Genomic DNA, 20,730 nt, shown 5'->3' with positions numbered 1-20,730 from the left:
AACACCTATGGTTAAGCGAGTTATCGCTTAACAAAAACACTTTATAAAAATTGTACAGAAAAGGGGTGCCTTTTCAATCTATTGTGTAAATCATGAAATGCCTCCTAGTTAAATCTCTTACCTGCAAGCCATAGGTAAGCATCGTAGCGCTCTTTTACGTGGTCTGTGGTGTTTTCCTCTGCCTTATCAGTTTGTGGGCTAATATCAAGCTCTATATAGCTCTCATAACGCCATAACAAGACGAGAATAACCAAACATACGACAATCAAGATAATACTTTGTGTTGGTGTTAGATTTAGTTCATTTTGCATGTCTTATCTCGCTTGATAGTTGTCAATATAGTTTTGTTGCTGGTCAGAGGTCATAGATAAATAAACACTAACTTCTTCGTGTGTCACTTTTTTATCTACAAAATCCTTGATAAATTGAAATAGATTAGGAGTATTTTCTTTTACCTCTGCTAGAAGTTCATCAAATTCTTGTTGTGTCATGTCGTTTAAATTCATTGCCATACTCCTTGAAAAATTTATCTGATAATTCTGTGTGTTCTGAAACAAGATACTTTAGCCCATTGGTTGCTACTGTCACAAGGGATATTGCTTTAGCTGGGTTAATATCACTAATAGCTATCTCTAAAGTGCTGATAACATTTTCTAGCTTTGTACATAGCAATTCATAGTTACTTAAAATCTTATCGTTCATATTGTCTAATAACCTCCAATTCTTTATCATCATCACAATTTATCAACTTACAAGCGATTAAATCTAAGTCTTTATATAGCTGTTCAGTCATTTCAAAAATAACGCTAAATGTTTGTTTCATTTGATGATGTAAAATTGTGTTATCTGCTCCAGAATTATCAGCAAGTAATAAAGCATTGCCTAGTTGTTGGATAATTTCAATACGTGGGAGCAACTCAGCGATTTGGTTGCCTTGTTGCTTGATGTTTCGTGTGCTTAATGCCATATTTTGATACCTCGTTATCATATTTTCTGGGTAATTGCCTCATGCTCTCGGTCGCCCAACTTGTAAGCATAGGCTGTAATAGGTTCTTTTCAAATTGGTTTCTTGCGTCTGTCATTTTTAAGAGTTATGTCTCTCCGTATGGTCAAGATACCTAAATCATGGTATAATCTAGGTATCAATAAATTACTAAAATCCCTTTAATAACGGCTTGCCTGCTGTTATTGGATTTAGTTTAATTGTGTGAAAAGGCTTGGAAGTTTGGTCGCTATCAAAGCCTTTTTTGTTGCTCTCACGCGCCCACAAGGTGCGTTTTTTTAATCATCTTCTGGGCTATCTGTGGTAAATGCCCATAGTAAAAGGTGTAGTAGTGCTGTTAGTACGCCTATTGTGATACCTCCGTTTTCTGTCTGAATACCATTGTTTTTATATCTTGGTAACTCATGCCTAGGTTAATCATAGCAATAGCCATGTCTTCTAATGCTTGGTATCTGACTAGCTCAGCACTTGTTAAGCTATCAATGCCATTATGTCCGCCACGTTGTGCCATAAGTTGCTTTTTATTCAATCCGCTAGCGCCTTTTAGTAGTAAGTTGTTAACGGTTGGGTGCGCGTGTTTTGGTGCTTGTTCCCATGTTTCTATGCTATCGTGTAAAGTCTTGCGCTTAGGCTTCTCTAAAGCTCTCTGATAGCGAAATTCTGCCACCTCTTGACGTAGTTCAAAGAATGCTTTGACTAGGTTCTTCTTGAACTTTCTAACGGGTTCTGTATTTTTGAGATAGGTTATCAGCAAAGTAGCCTGTTGCTCATTCAAAATATAGGATTTTTTAGGCTGTCCTCTAGTGTCTAATTTATGGATTTCAAATCCAAGTATTCCCAAAGCCTCAAAATCTACTCTATGCTCTCTAATTAAGCGCGTGATGGTGTGGTGTTGTACCTCTGCGCATTCAGCGATTATATCGCTTGTTGTATACGGCTCTTTCTTGCCGTCCATGTAAACAATGTTCATTCTGTGCCTCCTAGTTTTCTACTGTCAGCAGTTCATCAATAGTTACACCTAGATAATCAGATACCTTTTGTAAGGTTTCAATATCCGGGCGCTTAGTACGCTCATAGTATAGTGAGATAAGTTCGCTTTTTGATATACCTGTTGCCTCGTGAACGTCACTAACTTTTTTACGTTGTTTTGCCAATATGACACGAAAATTATTATTCATATCGTCAACCCCTCTTTTAATTATTCTATGAAATAATTATCGCACAAAATAATAATATCCAATAAAAAATAAATTGTCAACAAAAAAATTATTCTTCGCGATAATTTTTTGTTGAGTATTCTGGAAGATAATTGTAAAATGAATATAAAGGAGGGATGGTTGTGATAAAAAATAATTTAGCAAATATCTTGAAGACAAAAGAAAAAACAGCTGCATGGCTATCGGTTAAAACTGGGATAACTCCAGCAGCCTTGTCTAAAATTGTTAATAACAGTAGTACAAAAATAGATTACATAACATTAAATAAAATTTGTTTGGCGTTAAAAATAGAGCCCAAGGATTTTTTTGACTTTTTACCCTATGATTATGAAGTAGAAAGTATGTACGAAAATAAAGATATAAAAGTTTCTCTAAAATCATTTGAATTAGATGAAAAACCGAACAGTTCTCAAATAGAGAGCTTAGATTTTTATCAGCATCAAGCTGATAATATAGATATTGAAGTTAGTTGTGATTTTGGGCTAGAAGTTAATTTTATGAATACCCCTATGGGAGATAATTATAGTATCTGGTATATCTCAGCTTACTTTTATGATTTGGATTATAATTCTTTTACTGTTAGCATAGATATTGACGATGATAGTATTGGTTTTCTAAAAAAATATATTGCACCTTATGATAAGGGAGAATTATTCAAAAAAATTAAGCGTGAAATAATTTCAAAAATTCAATCTAATTATTCTGATTGGTTCGAAAATCAATATGGAAAAGTTAGTAAAGAAGAATATGGATTTTTAAAATCATTAGATTGGTGGATTGGTGAAGGTACTCGAGTTTACAAAGTGAATGATGAAGAAATTCAAAAAATGATTGATATTGAAAATAAAGATTAACCCACGCGCCTATATAGGGTTTTATGCTCACATTTTCCAACATTTCAAAATCTGAAAGATAGGTTTTTCTAGGTTTTCTTTCAAGTTTTCTGCGTGCTACACCTTAAAAAATGTCTAGTTTTGTCTAGTTTTGTAAATACGCCTTTCAATGTGTTTCAGCAAATTAGTATTTTTTAGTAAATTGCGCGTGATACAAAATTATCTCACCCTTACCATTTCATAAAGGCGCTCAAATGCTTTGTATAGCGTTTTAACCTCAATCAATATAAATAGACTATCTACCCCAAATAAACGAAAATAGGGGCTTTCTCGTAAGCCTCAGCATGATATAAACCTAATAATTCAAAATCTTTTTAATAACGGCTTGCCTGCTGATGTTTAGAAAGGTTTTTATCATGAAAATCAAACCAATTACAAAGAAAAACGGTACTATCGTGTACCGAGCTAATGTTTACTTAGGTACTGATCAGGTAACGGGTAAGAAAGCTAAAACAAGCGTAACAGGTAGGACAAGAAAAGAGGTTAAGCAAAAAGCAAAGCACGCGCAAGATGAATTCATTTCTAATGGCTACACGGTTACTAAAGTTGTGCCAATAAAGAATTATCAAGAATTGGCTGAGTTATGGCTAGAAAGTTACCAGCTTACGGTAAAGCCTCAGACATTCATAGCAACTAAGAGAATGCTCTATAATCACTTAATACCAGTCTTTGGCGCTTTGAAATTAAATAAGCTATCTGTTAGCTATATTCAAGGTTTTATTAATGATTTATCTAGAGAGTTGGTACATTATGGCGTTGTCCACTCTATCAATAGGCGTGTCTTACAATATGGGGTATCTCTCCAGTTATTGCCATTCAATCCTGCGCGTGATGTTATATTGCCTAAAGTACCAAAAAGGGAAAATAAGGCTATTAAGTTCATAGCTCCAGAAGATTTAAAAGCGTTAATGACTTACATGGAAAAGCTAGCCAATAAGAAATTTAGCCATTTCTTTGATTATGTCTTATACAGCGTTTTACTTGCTACTGGTTGCCGTTTTGGGGAAGTAGTAGCCATAGAATGGTCTGATATTGACCTAGATAACGGTACTATTAGCATAACCAAGAATTACAGTAGGTTATTAAAGTTAATTGGTACGCCAAAAAGTAAAGCAGGGGTAAGGGTCATAAGCATAGACAAGAAAACAATCAATCTGCTACGCCTTTACAAGAATAGGCAACGACAATTATTTATAGAGACTGGGGCGCGTGTTTCTGCTGTGGTGCTTGCGACCGCTACGAAAGAATACCAAAACATGGCGACTAGACAGGACAGTCTGGACAGGCGGTGTGCTGAAATTGCTATCCCTAGATTTACCTTTCACGCTTTCCGACACACTCACGCTAGTTTATTGCTCAATGCTGGTATCAGCTATAAAGAATTACAATATCGTCTAGGTCATGCTACTTTAGCTATGACTATGGATATTTACGGACACCTATCAAAAGACAAAGAAAAAGAGGTTGTTTCCTATTACGAAAAAGCCATAAATTCTTTATAAGTCCACAAAAAGGTGAACAAATTTATATTTTAGAACTCATAGGCTAATTGAAAAGCCTATTAAATCAACGATTACAGACGATAAAGGAGACAATCATGACATTTGAAGAGATTTTACCGGGGCTAAAGGCCAAGAAGAAATACGTTCGTACAGGCTGGGGTGGGGCTGAAAATTATGTCCAGCTCTTTGACACCATTGAGGTCAATGGGCAAAAGCTGGAAGCAACGCCCTACTTTCTCATCCATGTGACGGGTGAGGGAGAGGGCTTCTCCATGTGGAGCCCGACGCCGTGCGATGTGCTGGCGACAGATTGGGTGGAAGTCCATGACTAAAACAGTCCTCGTAACAGGTGTCTCCTCAGGCATCGGTCTGGCTCAAGCTCAGCTATTTTTAGAAAATGGCTGGACAGTTTATGGGGTGGACTGTGTTCTTGCTCCTGACTTGCAGGGAGACTTTCATTTTTTGCGGCTGGATCTGACAGGTGATGTGGCAGGAGTTGTGGATTTTTGTCCCTGTCCAGATGTGTTGTGCCTGACAGCGGGGGTCTTAGACGATTATAAGCCTCATCTGGAGACGACGGAGGCGGACATGGCGCGGATTTTTGCGACCAATGTTTTCAGTGTGACACGGTTGGTCAGTCTCTATCTGCCTCAGATGGTGGCGAGTCAGTCAGGGATCATCATCACCATGTGTTCCATTGCGAGTTTTCTAGCAGGGGGGGTGGTTCTGCTTACACGGCTAGCAAACACGCCCTTGCAGGCTTTACCAAACAGCTGGCTCTTGACTACGCTCGGGATGGGGTTCAGGTCTTTGGCATTGCCCCAGGAGCGGTGCAGACAGCCATGACGCAGGCAGACTTTGAACCGGGAGGTCTAGCTAGCTGGGTCGCAGATCAAACCCCTATCGGTCGCTATACCCAGCCTCTGGAAATCGCAGAGCTGACCCTCTTTCTCGCCTCTGGCAAAGCCCAATCCATGCAGGGAGAGATTATACGCATTGACGGCGGCTGGGGGTTGAAATAATGCTAAGGATTGCTTTTTAATTACAGAAAATATGGTATAATAGTATTTATAAAGGAGCCGGACGAAACTGAAGTCTGGCTGAGACGAGCAGTGCGATGACGAAATCTTGAAGGAAAAAGATTGTCTACGAGGTTTTAGAGCTGTGCTGTTTCGAATGGCTCCAAAACAATAGAGTAGGATTGGCGAGATTACTGCTCGTTTTAGAGCTGTGCTGTTTCGAATGGCTCCAAAACCCTTCGGTACGGCAACATAGCCAGAAAGCTGTTTTAGAGCTGTGCTGTTTCGAATGGCTCCAAAACTATGACGGATGCTGAGATTGCCAGAGAGATGTTTTAGAGCTGTGCTGTTTCGAATGGCTCCAAAACCTATCCATGCTCATACCTTGCCACCTCCCTGTTTTAGAGCTGTGCTGTTTCGAATGGCTCCAAAACTAATGGACTCCCTATGCATCCGAAGCCTGAGTTTTAGAGCTGTGCTGTTTCGAATGGCTCCAAAACTAGGTATTCCTAAAAGGTCGCCCGACTTCTGTTTTAGAGCTGTGCTGTTTCGAATGGCTCCAAAACGACTGCCTAACGATGACCGTGACTGGTCGCGTTTTAGAGCTGTGCTGTTTCGAATGGCTCCAAAACCACAGAGCTTAATAACAGCGTCAATCAATCGTTTTAGAGCTGTGCTGTTTCGAATGGCTCCAAAACAAGAATGAGTAAAGGAGAAATTACTTATTAGTTTTAGAGCTGTGCTGTTTCGAATGGCTCCAAAACTGGTCTGGTTCTGGCTATTGCTGGAACCTTGTTTTAGAGCTGTGCTGTTTCGAATGGCTCCAAAACGGCTGCCGAGAAGGTCAATGAGCCTGCTATGTTTTAGAGCTGTGCTGTTTCGAATGGCTCCAAAACCTATATTGAGTCAAGGAAGTGGACTTACCTGTTTTAGAGCTGTGCTGTTTCGAATGGCTCCAAAACACAGCCAATATCATTCTTGACGACAGTATAGTTTTAGAGCTGTGCTGTTTCGAATGGCTCCAAAACAAGATTATGGTACAGATTTACCTAAAAGCAGTTTTAGAGCTGTGCTGTTTCGAATGGCTCCAAAACCTTTTAAACAATTGGATTTCACTGCACAAAGTTTTAGAGCTGTGCTGTTTCGAATGGCTCCAAAACATGGAATGGACATCGAAGAACTTCAAATTGGTTTTAGAGCTGTGCTGTTTCGAATGGCTCCAAAACTGCCTCCATGTTGGAGATTTTCGGAGATTTGTTTTAGAGCTGTGCTGTTTCGAATGGCTCCAAAACGAAATGAATAAGCTAAATGCCTTAATCAAAGTTTTAGAGCTGTGCTGTTTCGAATGGCTCCAAAACAAAATAGCCTGACCAGACGCTGACAGTGTTGTTTTAGAGCTGTGCTGTTTCGAATGGCTCCAAAACGGTCATCGTTAGGCAGTCCATGCCGAAGAGTTTTAGAGCTGTGCTGTTTCGAATGGCTCCAAAACTTTCGGCAAAGGCTGGCAAGTTAACGTATAGTTTTAGAGCTGTGCTGTTTCGAATGGCTCCAAAACATGCCAAGTTGGTATCCACCTATACGACCAGTTTTAGAGCTGTGCTGTTTCGAATGGCTCCAAAACTCTGATTTTCCTAGTAATTCGTCCACATACGTTTTAGAGCTGTGCTGTTTCGAATGGCTCCAAAACCCAGGAGCGGTCATCTTCTACAACATCAGCGTTTTAGAGCTGTGCTGTTTCGAATGGCTCCAAAACCGCAGGGCTAACCCAAAGATTATCCAGTTTGTTTTAGAGCTGTGCTGTTTCGAATGGCTCCAAAACGCTGCCTAACGGCGCAACCTTAAAGCTCAGTTTTAGAGCTGTGCTGTTTCGAATGGCTCCAAAACGGATATTTTAGGCCATATTGTTGCTGATATGTTTTAGAGCTGTGCTGTTTCGAATGGCTCCAAAACTTCAGTTTGCTCAGAAACTCCGGTATCACCGTTTTAGAGCTGTGCTGTTTCGAATGGCTCCAAAACTTCAATCATTAACGCAGAATCAATGACCATGTTTTAGAGCTGTGCTGTTTCGAATGGCTCCAAAACAGACCTGATTCTACTAAATGGAGTTACGGAGTTTTAGAGCTGTGCTGTTTCGAATGGCTCCAAAACGACAGACTTCTCAAGCCTCGTCACCCGTGAGTTTTAGAGCTGTGCTGTTTCGAATGGCTCCAAAACAGAGGATAGAAATGACCATACAATCAACGCGTTTTAGAGCTGTGCTGTTTCGAATGGCTCCAAAACGTATTTTGTGTTGGATAACGCAAAGATACTGTTTTAGAGCTGTGCTGTTTCGAATGGCTCCAAAACTTATCGATGTGTATTTTAACTATTCTTTTAGTTTTAGAGCTGTGCTGTTTCGAATGGCTCCAAAACATATAAGGTTGCATATAAACAATTACAAGGTTTTAGAGCTGTGCTGTTTCGAATGGCTCCAAAACTCTAACACTGAGCTGGCAACAGCCAATAACGTTTTAGAGCTGTGCTGTTTCGAATGGCTCCAAAACTGAATACACCATTTAAGGGGGCGATTTGGTGTTTTAGAGCTGTGCTGTTTCGAATGGCTCCAAAACGAACCTGCTAAAAAACACCGAAACAATGTCGTTTTAGAGCTGTGCTGTTTCGAATGGCTCCAAAACCCATTGTAAAAGAGCAAATGCGTCCTGTTCGTTTTAGAGCTGTGCTGTTTCGAATGGCTCCAAAACACAATATTGCTGGCTACTTGAAAGAGGCTTTGTTTTAGAGCTGTGCTGTTTCGAATGGCTCCAAAACTCCCGATAACGATATAAGAATCTATGTTTAGTTTTAGAGCTGTGCTGTTTCGAATGGCTCCAAAACTTACCCTATATGACGATATTCGTGTTTATAGTTTTAGAGCTGTGCTGTTTCGAATGGCTCCAAAACGCCGTGGGAAGAAAGTTTACGTCATTTATGTTTTAGAGCTGTGCTGTTTCGAATGGCTCCAAAACCCTTTGGGCAACTTGACAGAGATACCATTAGTTTTAGAGCTGTGCTGTTTCGAATGGCTCCAAAACCGTTATTTATGGTTGATTTACGATTTGCTTGTTTTAGAGCTGTGCTGTTTCGAATGGCTCCAAAACTTCTTTCTGACTATCTGAACTGTGTTACCTGTTTTAGAGCTGTGCTGTTTCAAATAGCTGTACATTAATGCTAGCGAGTTTTTGTCTCTCCATAGTCTGAAGAGGCAAGGTTAGAGTGAGTTGGGCTATGAAGTGTTCGATTTGCTGGGAATTGGGGATTGAAATGACAAAATATCTTGAAATTGGCTTTGGCAACCGTTGGTTCATGAGGACAGAATTTGAGGCAAGCGATGGTACAGAGTACGAGGTAAAAGGCTGGGTCAGACCCATAGCACCTCAGTCTATTTACCTTCGTTTTTGGATTGGCTCCCGTGTCTTTATTTGGGATAGTAAAGATGGGATAAAATGCGGTCTAAAGTCGCGTAACTCTCTAAAGTTCATCTTAGGTCTTCGCTCCAAGGCCACTACCCAACCTTAAAGAAACCTTATCAGACTTTTTTGATGGGTAGACTTTTTGCTTTATTTTTGATAGATTAGTATTAGAAAAATAAAACAAAAAGGAGACGCTGATGTCTGATAAAAAAAGTGTATATAGCTTAGCAACAGCTTATGTTGCTGTCATGTTATTGAGTTTTATCTACAATCTCCACATCAAAAGAATTTCCTATCAGGATAGTGGGTTTATTGTAGCTGAGATTCCGTTCTTGCTAGTATTGGTTGCTATGACGAGTTGGTATGTTTGGAAGCATCACGAAAGATTGACTTTGCCGAACGACATCTCTCCTCAGCGCCATTATTTTTTGAGTGGTTTTTTACCGCTAGTGGTGACCTTGATTCTTGTGTGGCTGGGGCAATCTCAATTTAACGTCGCTGTTTTATTGCCTCTTGTTGGAACGTTATTAGTTGGTTTCGGCGAGGAATTTCTCTTCAGAAGAGTGCTTTTGCCTTATTTTCTAAAACAGTTTCCAACTCGAAAAGCTATTATTTATTCGGCACTAGCATTTGGTGCCTTCCATGCCATCAACATTTTTGCCGGTAGCGATATTAAGGCAGTCGTTGCCCAAGTCATTATGACGACTGTACTTGGATTTTACTATGCCCACCTCTACTTGTTTACGCAAAAAATTGCTTGGTGTGCAGTGGATCATGGGCTATGGGACTATATTGTTTTTAACAAAACAGCAGCTTCAACGCCCCTGTTCATGTGGCTGTTGATTGCACAATTGCTACTTCGCATTGTGCTGACCATCATCATGGCACGACGAGTGGCAAAAATCACTAAATGATAACAAATTAAAGAGGAGAAATGATGAAACTAGGATTACTCGGCACAGGCATGATTGTTAAGGAGGTCTTACCTGTTTTAACGACGATTGAGGGCATTGAGCTTGGGGGGATTTTGTCCACGCCACGCAGTTTGGCGACTGCTCAGGAGCTGGCTGGCCAGTATGGGATACCGCTTGCGACCAGCGACTACCAAGACCTCCTGACCAGCTCTGCCATTGACACCATCTACATCGGCACGCCCAATCACACCCACTACGACTATGCCCGTCAGGCACTTCTGGCAAGCAAGCACGTCATCTGCGAGAAGCCTTTTACCCTGCGTGCGCACGAGTTGGAGGATTTGGTGGCCATAGCTGAGCAGCGCAAGCTCTTTTTGCTAGAAGCCATTACCAACCAGTATCTGGGGAATTTCCAGTACATGAAAGAGCGGCTTGCCCAGCTGGGGGACATCAAAATCGTGACCTGCAACTACTCTCAGTATAGCTCCCGCTATGATGCCTTTAAGCGAGGGGAAATTGCTCCAGCTTTCAACCCAGAGATGGGTGGCGGGGCTCTTCGTGACTTAAATATCTACAACATTCATCTGGTCGTGGGGCTTTTTGGCAAGCCCCTGTCAGCCACCTATCTGCCAAATATGGAGCGGGGCGTGGACACGTCAGGTATTTTGACCATGAATTACGGGCAGTTCAAGGCAGTCTGTATCGGGTCAAAAGATAGCTCAGCGGTCATCAGCTCCACCATCCAAGGTGATAAGGGATCGCTGATGGTAAATGGGGCAACCAACGCCATGCCATCAGTTACCCTAACCCTCAATGGGCAGGATAGCCAGACCAGTGACCAAAACAGCCCTCATCATCGCATGTATGCCGAGTTTGTGGCTTTTGAAGAGATGATTCGCACAGGGGATACCACTGTAGCTAAGTCTTCCCTCGATCATAGCCGAGCTGTGATGGCAGTCTTGGAGATGGCGACAAGTGCGAACGGTTAGTCATTCTTTACCTCTTTTTGCTTTACCTTTCAATCACAAAGGCGTATGATAAAGCCATCAATTAATGAAAGAGGTGTTTATCATGGTAGATACACAAGTGATTCGAGACGCCTTGCGCCTCTTGGAAGACCTACAAAGTCAGTTTGCAACAACGGCACCAAATTCTTACGATGACCGTCGTATGCGCGAATTGCTGGATGAGGTACTAGCTATTGTTCGAAAAAGCAAAACAGCAGACAATAAGGTTCTGATTGCTCTTGAGCGTTTTCATAAGAGTTTTTCGGTTTCAGTTGGGCTAGGGGCGGCAGAGCTGACTGAACCTGCTAGGCAAGCTTGGCGAGCCTACGATGCCTTTCACATGGATCAGGTACAAGGCAATCTTCACCTTTACGGTATCGGGATTGGTATCTAGCTTAACACTTTCACTATTTTATGGTATAATGCAAGAGGCTGGGGCAAAAGTCCTAGTTTCTGCATTTTTTATTATAACCAACTAAACAAAACGCAGTGGTTGGGAGTAACTCTCACTGGCTTTGCCAGTTTTAGAGTTGCCCCTGCACAGTTCATTAGGCGCTTTAGCGCCAATGAACCACTGCTAGCGGGCTCTAATACGCTGATTTTATCAGTTTTTACAGCCCTAACGAATGAGGGAAATGTCTTTCCCAAATTTCCAACCTCAAACAGTCATTTTCCTGACCGTTTGAGCTATGCGGAGGTGGGACGACGAAATCGAATTCTTGCGAACTACCGATTTCTGTTTCACTTTCACTCTCTAATTTTATACAGAATTGAGAAACACACATGTCAAATTACGCTATTATCCTCGCAGCGGGTAAAGGAACCCGCATGAAGTCTGATTTGCCCAAGGTCTTGCACAAGGTGGCAGGGATTTCCATGTTGGAGCATGTTTTTCGTGCGGTATCAGCCATCCAGCCTGCAAAGATTCAGACCATTGTCGGTCACAAGGCAGAGCTGGTCGAAGCAGTCTTGGCTGGGCAGTCTGACTTTGCCCTGCAAAGCGAGCAGTTAGGGACAGGGCATGCGGTCATGATGGCAGATCCTGCCTTGGCAGGACTGGAAGGGCATACCTTGGTCATTGCAGGAGATACCCCCTTGATTACAGGAGAGAGCCTGCAAAATCTCATCAATTTCCACATCAGCCACAAAAACGTCGCAACGATTTTGACTGCTCAAGCGGACAATCCTTTTGGATACGGACGGATTATCCGCAATACCGACGGCGAAGTCCTCAAGATTGTCGAGCAAAAAGACGCCAACGACTTCGAGAAGCAAATCAAGGAAATCAACACAGGAACCTATCTCTTTGACAATAAACGCCTCTTTGAAGCCCTGAAGGAGCTCAATACAGATAACGCTCAAGGCGAGTACTACCTGACCGATGTGATTTCTATCTTCCGTCAGGCAGGTGAGAAGGTCGGCGCTTATGTCTTGCGGGACTTTGATGAGAGCCTAGGGGTCAATGACCGCATTGCTCTGGCGACAGCGGAACAAGTCATGCGCAAACGCATCAACGCCTCCCACATGGTGAATGGCGTAACCTTCACCCAACCTGATGCGACCTATATTGATATTGATGTCACGATTGGAGCAGAAGCGGTTATCGAGGCCAATGTCGTTCTCAAGGGACAGACCACCATCGGTGAGCGGGCAGTATTGACCAATGGCACACGGGTGGTGGACAGCCAGATTGGTGCCGATGTAGTGATTAGCAATTCTGACATTGAGCATGCGGTCATCGCAGATTATGTCACCGTCGGCCCTTATGCCCACATTCGCCCAGATTCTAGTCTTGCGACAGGCGTTCATATCGGCAACTTCGTCGAGGTTAAGGGATCGTCTATCGGAGAAAATAGCAAAGCAGGCCACCTGACCTATATTGGCAATGCAGAGGTTGGGTCAGATGTCAATTTCGGTGCAGGCACTATCACGGTCAACTACGATGGCAAGCATAAATTTAAGACGGTGATTGGCAATAACGTCTTTATCGGCAGCAATTCGACCTTGATTGCTCCCTTGACGATCGAAGACAATGCCCTGACAGCGGCTGGATCCACCATTACCAAGGATGTGGGTACAGACACAGTTGCTATCGGACGGGCTCGTCAGGAAAATAAAGATGGCTACGCCAAACGCCTACCCCATCACCCAACCAGCAAATAAGCTCTGCCATTTCTCAACCAATAGGAGACAGCATGGAATTTGAAGAAAAAACTCTCCATCGGGAGACCATTTTTGAAGGTCATATCTTTACTGTAGCGGTTGATGATGTCGAACTGCCAAACGGGCTGGGTCAGACCAAGCGGGAGCTGATTTTCCATAAGGGTGCAGTCTGTGTGCTTGCGGTGACGCCAGAGGAGAAAATCATCCTCGTCAAGCAGTATCGCAAGGCGATAGAGAGCATTAGCTACGAAATCCCAGCAGGTAAGCTGGAAGTCGGTGAGGCGGGTAGCGAAGCAGCGGCAGCCCTGCGCGAGCTGGAAGAAGAGACAGGCTATACCGGTCAGCTGGACTATCTCTATGCCTTTTACTCAGCGATCGGCTTTTGCAATGAAAAGCTGACCCTGTATCTGGCGACGGATTTGGTCAAGGTAGACAATCCCCGTCCAAAAGATGCGGACGAGACCATTGATCTCTTGGAGTTGACCTATGATGAGTGCATGGAGATGGTGCGGTCTGGTCAGATTGTCGATGCCAAGACCATCATTGCTCTTCAGCATTATGCCTTAACACAGGGAGGTCGTCATGGGTAAGCCACTGTTGACCGATGACATGATTGCAGAGGCGCAAAAAGAAGCGAACTGGGACAAGCACACAGAGGTATCAGCTGATCGGGCAACTGGTCAGATTTACAAAAGCCGGCGGATTGAAAACACCAAGCGAGGACTTGTTCGTGCCAAACTCAATCGCCTGCTTGTGGTTGTGATTTTGCTGATACTCGCACTAATTTACGCCATGTTCAAGTTATAGGAGAAAATGATGACCATTGGAATTATTGCAGCCATGCCACAAGAGCTGGCTGAGTTGTTGTTGCATCTGGATAATCGCTTAGACGAGACGGTTCTTGGACGCACCTACCACACAGGTCGCCTCTCTGGTCAATCTGTCGTTCTGGTGCAATCTGGCGTCGGCAAGGTCATGTCAGCCATGTCAGTCGCTGCTTTGGCAGACCATTTTGGGGTGACTGCCGTCATCAATACTGGCTCAGCCGGTGCTGTTGCCCAAGGTCTTGCGGTCGGTGACGTTGTTTTGGCTGACCAGCTGGTCTACCACGATGTCGATTTGACTGCTTTTGGTTATGCCTACGGTCAGATGTCTGGGCAACCCCTTTATTTCGACACGGACGAGCGTTTGCGGTCGGCTTTTTCAGAGGCCATAGCGGAGCAGGATTTGACGAGCAGGGTTGGTCTGATTGCGACAGGAGATAGCTTTATTGCTAGCTCAGCCATCATCCAAGAGATTAAAGCACATTTTCCGCAGGTTTTGGCAGTGGAGATGGAAGGGGCTGCTATCGCCCAGGCAGCTCATAGCCTTGATTTACCAGTGCTTGTGGTGCGTGCCATGAGTGATACAGCAGATCATGAGGCCAATATCAGCTTTGATACCTTTATCATCGAGGCGGGAAAACGTTCTGCCCAGATGGTTTTAGCAGGTCTGGCCAAGCTCTAATATTAAAAATTCATGACAAGGGCTTTTTTTCCGAAAGACTGACACAAAATGATGACATTTTGTGTTTTTTTGTGGTATAATAAGCTAGAATAAGACTATATAAATAAAGTCTTTTATTAAAGTGTTGAAACGGAGAGGTCGAGTTAATGGCTAGAAATGGCTTTTTTACAGGATTAGATATAGGAACCAGCTCGATTAAGGTACTCGTTGCAGAGTTCGTTAATGGTCAGATGAATGTGATTGGGGCTAGTAATGTTCCAAGTGCAGGTGTTAAAGATGGTATCGTGATTGATATTGAAGCAGCAGCAGCAAGCGTGCGTGAGGCGATTGAGCAAGCTGAAGAAAAAGCAGGCGTATCGATTGATAAGGTCAGTGTTGCCCTTCCTGCTCAACAGATTCAGATGGAGCCAACGCAGGGCATGATTCCCATCGCAGGTAGCAGCAAAGAAATCAGAGATGAAGATGTTGAGAATGTTATCAAATCTGCTTTAATGAAAAATGTCGCCCCTGAACGTGAGGTTATCTCATTGATTCCAGAGGAGTTTACGATTGATGGTTTCAAAGGGATTCGTGACCCTCGTGGGATGATGGGAATTCGTCTTGAGATGAGAGGGACACTTTACACAGGACCGTCAACAGTTCTTCATAACCTACGCAAGGCCATCGAACGTGCTGGTCTGAAACTTGAACACACGGTAATTTCTTCTTTAGCCTTGACCGGTGCGATTTTGAACGAAGGCGAACGCGAATTCGGTGCAACTGTTATCGATATGGGGGCTGGACAGACAACCATTTCTGTCATAAAAAATCAACAATTGCAGCATAATGAAGTCTTCCATGAGGGAGGCGACTATGTGACAAAGGATATTTCCAAAGTTCTGAAAACGTCTATTCAGACAGCTGAAACCTTGAAATTTAACTTTGGCAGTGCTGATTTAGAAACGGCTAGTCAAACAGATGTTGTACAGGTTGATGTTGTCGGTTCATCACAACCGCTTGAGGTCACAGAACACTATTTGGCTGAGATTATTGTTGCCCGCATTCGTCATATTTTAGACCGCGTTTATCAGACGCTTAATCAGGCGCGTTTACTTGACATGCCTGGTGGGATAGTTGTGACAGGCGGTGGTGCTATTTTACCAGGTGTGTCTGACTTAGCTCAACAAATTTTCGGTGTTCCTGTGAAGCTTCATATCCCACATCAGGTTGGTGTTCGCAATCCGATATTTTCAACGGTTATCAGCTTGGTTGAGACAGTTGGTCAGATGAGTGATGTTGATATCATTGCTCAGGCGGCCGTATCAGGTGAAGAGTTGCTGAGACGTAAACCAATTGAGGTGACGACTTCACCCTCAACAGTGGAACGTTTAGCAAGCAAAATCTTGCCGATAGAGCCTGCTGTTGCCGAACAAGACAGTGCACAGTCTGACTATTCAGCAACGGAAGAAACGGCGGCACCTAAGAAAAAACTAGGGGACCGTTTCAGAGGACTTTTTGACAATCTCCATCTATTTGATTAAAAGCAGTAAACGAGGTGAATTATGGTATTTTCATTTGATGCGGCATCTGTTCAAGGTGCAGTGATTAAAGTTATCGGTGTTGGTGGTGGCGGTGGCAATGCCATCAACCGTATGATTGATGAAGGTGTAGCAGGCGTGGAGTTTATTGCAGCGAATACTGATATTCAAGCACTCAGCTCGTCTAAGGCTGAAACGGTTATTCAACTTGGGCCAAAATTGACCCGTGGTTTGGGTGCAGGCGGTCAGCCTGAAGTAGGTCGCAAAGCGGCTGAAGAAAGTGAAGAAGTTTTGACAGATGCCCTTGCAGGTGCAGATATGGTCTTTATCACAGCTGGCATGGGCGGTGGCTCAGGTACAGGTGCTGCACCAGTTATCGCACGTATTGCAAAGAGCTTGGGAGCTTTGACTGTTGCGGTTGTGACACGTCCCTTTGGATTTGAGGGCAACAAGCGGAGCACCTTTGCCATTCAAGGGATTGAAGAACTGCGTGAACAAGTTGACACTTTGTTGATTATTTCAAACAATAACTTGCTTGAAATCGTGGACAAGAAGACACCGCTCTTAGAAGCGCTTAGTGAAGCAGACAATGTTCTTCGCCAAGGTGTGCAAGGGATCACTGACCTCATTACCAGTCCAGGCCTCATTAACCTTGACTTTGCCGACGTTAAAACAGTCATGGCAAATAAAGGGAATGCCCTCATGGGTATCGGTATCGGTACTGGGGAAGAGCGCATTGTCGAGGCAGCTCGCAAGGCAATTTACTCTCCGCTTCTTGAGACAACAATTGATGGTTCAGAGGATGTTATCGTCAACGTGACCGGTGGTCTTGACATGACCTTGACAGAAGCAGAAGAAGCTTCTGAAATCGTTGGTCAAGCAGCTGGCAACGGTGTAAACATCTGGTTGGGCACGTCGATTGATGAGAGCATGCGCGATGAAATCCGTGTGACTGTTGTAGCGACAGGTGTTCGCAAAGACAAGGTGAACCAAGTGGCGGGTTTTAATCGTGGACCACGGACATTTGGAGCTCGTCCTGTAGCTCAACAACCAGGTGCCAACTACACAGGTGAACAAGTTAATCGTACAGAACGTTCAACTTTTGATTTGCCTACTAATCGTGAAACAACAGAAACCTTTAGCTCATCAAGACAACAAGGGCAGCACAGTCCAGAAGAATCACCTTTTGGTAACTGGGACTTGAAGCGTGACAATATCGCTCGTCCAAAAGAAGGTCAATTGGACAGTCAATTGTCTGTTTCAACTTTTTCAGACCGCTTTGATGGGGATGACGAGCTAGAGACTCCACCATTCTTCAGAAATCGCTAAACATGACACGGCTACAAACAGAACAGGTCAATCGAGCTGTCCGCTCCGCTATGGAGCGAGCTGGTCGAGCTGATCACGTCACAGTCGTGGCTGTGAGCAAGTATATGGATGTAGAAACCACACAAGATCTTATCAACACGGGCGTTCGCCATTTGGGTGAAAATCGTGTTGATAAGTTTCTTGATAAATACCAGCAGATACATCATCCAGACCTCACATGGCATTTTATCGGTAGTCTTCAACGTCGTAAAGTTAAAGATGTGATTGATTACATTGATTATTTTCATGCCCTTGATAGCCTAACCTTGGCTCAAGAGATTCAAAAGCGGGCCTCGAAAGTGGTGAAATGCTTTCTTCAGGTTAATATCTCAGGTGAAGAGAGTAAGCACGGTTTTACGCCTCAGGAGGTTTTAGAGGCCTTGCCGACAATCGCAGAGCTGGATAAAATTGAGGTTGTTGGTTTGATGACCATGGCGCCTTTTGAAGCCAGCCCTAACCAACTCCATCAGATTTTTGCAGCGACACGACAGCTGAGAGACCAATTACAAGACAAACAATTAAAGAATATGCCATTGACTGAATTAAGCATGGGAATGAGTGGTGATTTTGCCATCGCTATTCAAGAAGGTGCTAGTTTTGTCCGTATTGGCTCTTTATTCTTTGAGTAAAGGAGAAACCTATGGCATTTCGCGATAGATTTAGCAAAATTATCTCTTATTTTGATACCGATGATGTCAGTGACACTGAAACAGATGTTGATGTAGTGGAACCTGATATTCAACCAAGGCAGGAGGTTAATTTGCCAGAAAAACAAGAAAACGTGAGTTCAAATCGCCCGAAAGCACCAACGACAAAGCCGACTCGTCAGTATCCATCAGCATCAGCAAATTCTCGTTCAGTTGACGATGCTGGACGTGAAGGTAGAGAGCGACTAGTAGGTCCTCGCTTACCAGAGCGACCACAGGCACCTACAAGTAAACCGAGCCAGCCGATTATTCGTCCAAAAGAACAGACGATTAAGCCAGGTCAAACTCAAATCGCTATCAAGCACCCCTTGCGCTATGAAGATGCATCTGCGATTGCAGATGCCTTCACACAGGGGCAATGTCTGCTTGTTGATTTTGAGTATATGCAGGACGATGCGCAAGCGCGTCGTTGTATTGACTTCTTGACAGGTGCTTGTGTCGTTGCTAATGGTACCTTGCAGAGGGTTGGGGCAACCATGTTTTTGCTCACTCCTGAAAATGTTGTTGTTACCATGGAAAATGTTCTATCATCACATCAAGGGATACAAGAAGTTAACTACGATTACGACATGAAGAGGCGATAACGATGGGGCTAGTGATTCGATTTCTACTCTTGACCTTGTCTCTTTACTCTAAATTATTCATTGCGTATGCACTTTTATCATGGCTTCCAAGCTTGTATGACAGCGCAGTGGGACGTTTTGTTCGCTTTCTTGTCGATCCGGTTTTAGCACCGCTTCGTCGGTTCAACTTGCAGTTTGGTGGATTAGACTTTACCGTTTTTCTTGCCCTATTGTTGATTGAGCTTGCCTCTAGTTTCTTATCTTCGTTTTTATATTAAATGGCAAAGCAACTTTATCAACATTTTAATCCTAGCGAATATGAGACTGTCGAGAAGATACTGGACTTAGTCGATCGCTTAGAGACCTATTACTGTCATCAGCTAACGGGGTTTCTTGACCCTAGACAGCAAGAGATTGCTCACAGTATTTTAAGACAAGCTGGGGTCAGGTATTATTCTAGCCAGGACTATTATCCTCTGGAGCAGGCACGCTTTATTTTAGCGCCGGATTATTACCAGTTGGAGTTGACGGATTTTGAGATGGCTCTAGTCGAGATTTCCTATCATGGCAAATTTGCCCAGCTCAGCCATTCCCAAATACTGGGCTCTCTGCTAAACGGTTTAGGATTGAAGCGTCAGGTGATTGGCGACATCATCGTTGCAAAGGGTTATGCTCAAGTTGTCCTAGACCAGCAGATGGCTGATTATGCTGTTCGAGAGACAAGAAAGATGGCAAGAACAGGTGTGCAATTACGCCAAATTGACTTTGAACAGCTGATAAGGTCTGAAGAAAAAACTGCAACAACTCTTTATCTAGTTTCTAGTTTGCGCTTGGATAAACTGGTGGCTCTCTTGACTGGTCAGTCCCGTCAACAAGCGCAGGTGATGATTACCAGTGGTAAAGTTAAGGTTAATCATCGGGAGAGCTTAAAAGTCACGCAAGAGATTGCTATTGGAGATTTATTGAGTATTCGTGGTTCTGGTCGCTATCACTTGACAGAGCATATTGGTATCAGCAAAAGTGGTAAACATAAAGTCATGATTGCCAAAATAGTAAACAGTTAAGGAGGAACATGTGTTAACAGCACTTGATATTAAAGATAAAACATTTCGAAATGAATTTCGCGGTTATCATCGAGATGAGGTCAATGAATTTTTAGACATTGTCATCGATGATTATGAAACCCTAGTTCGCCTTAATCGGGAGCAGGAACAGCGTATCCGTGATTTGGAAGAAAAATTAGCCTACTTTGGGGATATGAAAGAATCTCTGACCCAGTCGGTTATACTGGCCCAAGAAACATCTGAAAAGGTAAAATTGTCTGCGCGTACAGAAGCGGATAACATCCTGAACAAAGCTACTCATGATGCCAAGCAGATGATTGAAGAAGCTAAAGTAAAAGCGAACCAACTGCTTAGAGATGCTTCAGATGACGCCAAGCGAGTGGCTGTTGAGACAGAAGATCTAAAACGCCAGACGCGCATTTTCCATCAACGTCTACAAGCTACAGTAGAAGCACAGCTGGGACTGGTCAATGCTCCTGAGTGGCAGGAGCTGTTGCAACCGACAGTGGTTTATCTGCAAAACTCTGATGCAGCCTTCAAGGAAGTGGTAGAAAAAGTACTTGGTGAGCATGTCCCTGAAATAGATGACACTGCCTCCATTGATGCGACACGCCAGTTTTCTCCAGAAGAAATGGCAGAGCTACAGCGCCGTATTGCAGAAGCTAACGCTCAGTTAGAACAGCAAGGACCAGTTCCTGATGGAACTGTCTCTGGTGACACTCAAACCTTCAAACTGAATATTTAAGCGACATAAAAACACGAACCAATCATGATATGCCAAGCGAGCAGGGGACGGTGCGAGCCCTGCTATCACTGATGATTGGTCCATCATTTTATA

General features: G+C 43.3%; 24 protein-coding genes, 1 pseudogene and 1 CRISPR repeat array. Of the genes and pseudogenes, 19 read left to right on the top strand and 6 right to left on the bottom strand.

Going from position 1 to position 20,730, the window contains the following annotated elements; translation table 11 throughout:
* Nucleotides 1–104 precede the first annotated feature (104 nt).
* From ACERC8_RS04925 to ACERC8_RS04900, 6 genes are all read right to left on the bottom strand, one after another.
* Nucleotides 105–311, bottom strand: coding sequence for a hypothetical protein (locus tag ACERC8_RS04925; protein WP_373658783.1), 207 nt, complete (start codon nt 309–311; stop codon nt 105–107).
* Nucleotides 312–314: 3 nt separating this feature from the next.
* Complete coding sequence (locus ACERC8_RS04920) at nt 315–512, bottom strand: hypothetical protein (RefSeq protein ID WP_044758025.1); 198 nt, start codon at nt 510–512, stop codon at nt 315–317.
* The gene (locus ACERC8_RS04915; protein WP_373658782.1) at nt 472–702 is read right to left on the bottom strand and encodes a hypothetical protein; all 231 of its coding nucleotides are present in this window, start codon (nt 700–702) and stop codon (nt 472–474) included. Before ACERC8_RS04915 ends, ACERC8_RS04920 begins: the two co-directional genes overlap by 41 nt.
* Entirely contained in the window at nt 692–967 is a 276-nt protein-coding gene (locus tag ACERC8_RS04910) for a hypothetical protein (RefSeq protein ID WP_373658781.1), read from the bottom strand. The genes ACERC8_RS04915 and ACERC8_RS04910 overlap by 11 nt, the downstream gene beginning before the upstream one ends.
* A gap of 382 nt (nt 968–1,349) precedes the next feature.
* A complete protein-coding gene (locus tag ACERC8_RS04905) occupies nt 1,350–1,973 on the bottom strand; it encodes a Rha family transcriptional regulator (RefSeq protein WP_373658779.1) in 624 nt (207 codons plus the stop codon).
* Nucleotides 1,974–1,983: 10 nt separating this feature from the next.
* A complete protein-coding gene (locus ACERC8_RS04900) occupies nt 1,984–2,181 on the bottom strand; it encodes a helix-turn-helix domain-containing protein (RefSeq protein WP_373658778.1) in 198 nt (65 codons plus the stop codon).
* Nucleotides 2,182–2,342: 161 nt separating this feature from the next.
* Here ACERC8_RS04900 and ACERC8_RS04895 point away from each other — a divergent pair, with 161 nt between their 5' ends.
* The 19 genes and pseudogenes from ACERC8_RS04895 to ACERC8_RS04805 all read left to right on the top strand — a co-directional run bounded on the left by ACERC8_RS04895 (nt 2,343) and on the right by ACERC8_RS04805 (nt 20,637).
* Nucleotides 2,343–3,074 carry a helix-turn-helix domain-containing protein gene (locus ACERC8_RS04895; RefSeq protein WP_373658777.1) on the top strand — a complete coding sequence of 244 codons (732 nt, stop codon included), beginning with the start codon at nt 2,343–2,345 and terminating at the stop codon, nt 3,072–3,074.
* A gap of 395 nt (nt 3,075–3,469) precedes the next feature.
* Entirely contained in the window at nt 3,470–4,615 is a 1,146-nt protein-coding gene (locus tag ACERC8_RS04890) for a tyrosine-type recombinase/integrase (RefSeq protein ID WP_373658776.1), read from the top strand.
* 95 nt (nt 4,616–4,710) lie between these two features.
* On the top strand, nt 4,711–4,947 hold the full coding sequence (locus ACERC8_RS04885; protein ID WP_373658775.1) for a DUF2829 domain-containing protein: 237 nt from the start codon (nt 4,711–4,713) through the stop codon (nt 4,945–4,947).
* Nucleotides 4,940–5,637: pseudogene (locus ACERC8_RS04880) on the top strand (3-oxoacyl-ACP reductase). The gene ACERC8_RS04885 and the pseudogene ACERC8_RS04880 overlap by 8 nt, the downstream one beginning before the upstream one ends.
* Nucleotides 5,638–5,768: 131 nt before the next feature.
* Nucleotides 5,769–8,837: a CRISPR direct-repeat array (repeat unit 36 nt; unit sequence GTTTTAGAGCTGTGCTGTTTCGAATGGCTCCAAAAC).
* A 97-nt stretch (nt 8,838–8,934) separates the two neighbouring features.
* Nucleotides 8,935–9,189, top strand: coding sequence for a DUF3977 family protein (locus ACERC8_RS04875; protein WP_373658774.1), 255 nt, complete (start codon nt 8,935–8,937; stop codon nt 9,187–9,189).
* 91 nt (nt 9,190–9,280) lie between these two features.
* Nucleotides 9,281–9,997, top strand: coding sequence for a CPBP family intramembrane glutamic endopeptidase (locus tag ACERC8_RS04870; RefSeq protein ID WP_373658773.1), 717 nt, complete (start codon nt 9,281–9,283; stop codon nt 9,995–9,997).
* 23 nt (nt 9,998–10,020) lie between these two features.
* The gene (locus tag ACERC8_RS04865) at nt 10,021–10,986 is read left to right on the top strand and encodes a Gfo/Idh/MocA family protein (RefSeq protein WP_373658771.1); all 966 of its coding nucleotides are present in this window, start codon (nt 10,021–10,023) and stop codon (nt 10,984–10,986) included.
* Between the two features lie 82 nt (nt 10,987–11,068).
* Nucleotides 11,069–11,398: a hypothetical protein gene (locus ACERC8_RS04860; RefSeq protein WP_373658770.1), complete on the top strand. Its 330-nt coding sequence runs from the start codon at nt 11,069–11,071 to the stop codon at nt 11,396–11,398.
* Nucleotides 11,399–11,787: 389 nt separating this feature from the next.
* Entirely contained in the window at nt 11,788–13,167 is a 1,380-nt protein-coding gene (gene glmU / locus ACERC8_RS04855) for a bifunctional UDP-N-acetylglucosamine diphosphorylase/glucosamine-1-phosphate N-acetyltransferase GlmU (RefSeq protein ID WP_373658769.1), read from the top strand.
* Nucleotides 13,168–13,199: 32 nt separating this feature from the next.
* On the top strand, nt 13,200–13,757 hold the full coding sequence (locus ACERC8_RS04850; protein WP_373658768.1) for an NUDIX hydrolase: 558 nt from the start codon (nt 13,200–13,202) through the stop codon (nt 13,755–13,757).
* Nucleotides 13,750–13,974 (top strand): cell wall synthase accessory phosphoprotein MacP, encoded by a 225-nt coding sequence (macP, locus tag ACERC8_RS04845; RefSeq protein ID WP_018367449.1) that lies wholly within the window; start codon nt 13,750–13,752, stop codon nt 13,972–13,974. Before ACERC8_RS04850 ends, macP begins: the two co-directional genes overlap by 8 nt.
* 9 nt (nt 13,975–13,983) lie before the next feature.
* Nucleotides 13,984–14,673, top strand: coding sequence for a 5'-methylthioadenosine/adenosylhomocysteine nucleosidase (locus ACERC8_RS04840; RefSeq protein WP_373658767.1), 690 nt, complete (start codon nt 13,984–13,986; stop codon nt 14,671–14,673).
* 146 nt (nt 14,674–14,819) lie between these two features.
* Nucleotides 14,820–16,193, top strand: coding sequence for a cell division protein FtsA (ftsA, locus tag ACERC8_RS04835; protein WP_373658766.1), 1,374 nt, complete (start codon nt 14,820–14,822; stop codon nt 16,191–16,193).
* A 21-nt stretch (nt 16,194–16,214) separates the two neighbouring features.
* A complete protein-coding gene (gene ftsZ, locus ACERC8_RS04830) occupies nt 16,215–17,519 on the top strand; it encodes a cell division protein FtsZ (protein ID WP_373658765.1) in 1,305 nt (434 codons plus the stop codon).
* A 2-nt stretch (nt 17,520–17,521) separates the two neighbouring features.
* Nucleotides 17,522–18,187 carry a YggS family pyridoxal phosphate-dependent enzyme gene (locus ACERC8_RS04825; RefSeq protein WP_018367445.1) on the top strand — a complete coding sequence of 222 codons (666 nt, stop codon included), beginning with the start codon at nt 17,522–17,524 and terminating at the stop codon, nt 18,185–18,187.
* Nucleotides 18,188–18,198: 11 nt separating this feature from the next.
* Nucleotides 18,199–18,849, top strand: a complete 651-nt coding sequence (gene sepF / locus ACERC8_RS04820; RefSeq protein WP_373658764.1) for a cell division protein SepF — start codon at nt 18,199–18,201, stop codon at nt 18,847–18,849.
* Nucleotides 18,850–18,851: 2 nt separating this feature from the next.
* Nucleotides 18,852–19,106 carry a YggT family protein gene (locus ACERC8_RS04815; protein WP_018367443.1) on the top strand — a complete coding sequence of 85 codons (255 nt, stop codon included), beginning with the start codon at nt 18,852–18,854 and terminating at the stop codon, nt 19,104–19,106.
* Nucleotides 19,107–19,892, top strand: a complete 786-nt coding sequence (locus tag ACERC8_RS04810) for an RNA-binding protein (RefSeq protein WP_373658763.1) — start codon at nt 19,107–19,109, stop codon at nt 19,890–19,892.
* A gap of 10 nt (nt 19,893–19,902) precedes the next feature.
* Nucleotides 19,903–20,637, top strand: coding sequence for a DivIVA domain-containing protein (locus tag ACERC8_RS04805; protein WP_373658762.1), 735 nt, complete (start codon nt 19,903–19,905; stop codon nt 20,635–20,637).
* Nucleotides 20,638–20,730: the final 93 nt, after the last annotated feature.

Origin of the sequence: Streptococcus sp. E29BA (assembly GCF_041807805.1) — a bacterium.
GTDB lineage: Bacteria > Bacillota > Bacilli > Lactobacillales > Streptococcaceae > Streptococcus > Streptococcus entericus.
Note: the sequence above shows the minus strand (reverse complement) of the source record. Positions and strands in the feature narration are given on the sequence as shown.

Excerpts from the sequence above, each read along its gene's own strand:
- ACERC8_RS04925 (WP_373658783.1), bottom strand. The coding sequence starts at position 311 with ATGCAAAATGAACTAAATCTAACACCAACACAAAGTATTATCTTGATT.
- ACERC8_RS04920 (WP_044758025.1), bottom strand. The coding sequence starts at position 512 with ATGGCAATGAATTTAAACGACATGACACAACAAGAATTTGATGAACTT.
- ACERC8_RS04915 (WP_373658782.1), bottom strand. The coding sequence starts at position 702 with ATGAACGATAAGATTTTAAGTAACTATGAATTGCTATGTACAAAGCTA.
- ACERC8_RS04910 (WP_373658781.1), bottom strand. The coding sequence starts at position 967 with ATGGCATTAAGCACACGAAACATCAAGCAACAAGGCAACCAAATCGCT.
- ACERC8_RS04905 (WP_373658779.1), bottom strand. The coding sequence starts at position 1,973 with ATGAACATTGTTTACATGGACGGCAAGAAAGAGCCGTATACAACAAGC.
- ACERC8_RS04900 (WP_373658778.1), bottom strand. The coding sequence starts at position 2,181 with ATGAATAATAATTTTCGTGTCATATTGGCAAAACAACGTAAAAAAGTT.
- ACERC8_RS04890 (WP_373658776.1), top strand. The coding sequence starts at position 3,470 with ATGAAAATCAAACCAATTACAAAGAAAAACGGTACTATCGTGTACCGA.
- ACERC8_RS04885 (WP_373658775.1), top strand. The coding sequence starts at position 4,711 with ATGACATTTGAAGAGATTTTACCGGGGCTAAAGGCCAAGAAGAAATAC.
- ACERC8_RS04875 (WP_373658774.1), top strand. The coding sequence starts at position 8,935 with ATGACAAAATATCTTGAAATTGGCTTTGGCAACCGTTGGTTCATGAGG.
- ACERC8_RS04870 (WP_373658773.1), top strand. The coding sequence starts at position 9,281 with ATGTCTGATAAAAAAAGTGTATATAGCTTAGCAACAGCTTATGTTGCT.
- ACERC8_RS04865 (WP_373658771.1), top strand. The coding sequence starts at position 10,021 with ATGAAACTAGGATTACTCGGCACAGGCATGATTGTTAAGGAGGTCTTA.
- ACERC8_RS04860 (WP_373658770.1), top strand. The coding sequence starts at position 11,069 with ATGGTAGATACACAAGTGATTCGAGACGCCTTGCGCCTCTTGGAAGAC.
- glmU (WP_373658769.1), top strand. The coding sequence starts at position 11,788 with ATGTCAAATTACGCTATTATCCTCGCAGCGGGTAAAGGAACCCGCATG.
- ACERC8_RS04850 (WP_373658768.1), top strand. The coding sequence starts at position 13,200 with ATGGAATTTGAAGAAAAAACTCTCCATCGGGAGACCATTTTTGAAGGT.
- macP (WP_018367449.1), top strand. The coding sequence starts at position 13,750 with ATGGGTAAGCCACTGTTGACCGATGACATGATTGCAGAGGCGCAAAAA.
- ACERC8_RS04840 (WP_373658767.1), top strand. The coding sequence starts at position 13,984 with ATGACCATTGGAATTATTGCAGCCATGCCACAAGAGCTGGCTGAGTTG.
- ftsA (WP_373658766.1), top strand. The coding sequence starts at position 14,820 with ATGGCTAGAAATGGCTTTTTTACAGGATTAGATATAGGAACCAGCTCG.
- ftsZ (WP_373658765.1), top strand. The coding sequence starts at position 16,215 with ATGGTATTTTCATTTGATGCGGCATCTGTTCAAGGTGCAGTGATTAAA.
- ACERC8_RS04825 (WP_018367445.1), top strand. The coding sequence starts at position 17,522 with ATGACACGGCTACAAACAGAACAGGTCAATCGAGCTGTCCGCTCCGCT.
- sepF (WP_373658764.1), top strand. The coding sequence starts at position 18,199 with ATGGCATTTCGCGATAGATTTAGCAAAATTATCTCTTATTTTGATACC.
- ACERC8_RS04815 (WP_018367443.1), top strand. The coding sequence starts at position 18,852 with ATGGGGCTAGTGATTCGATTTCTACTCTTGACCTTGTCTCTTTACTCT.
- ACERC8_RS04810 (WP_373658763.1), top strand. The coding sequence starts at position 19,107 with ATGGCAAAGCAACTTTATCAACATTTTAATCCTAGCGAATATGAGACT.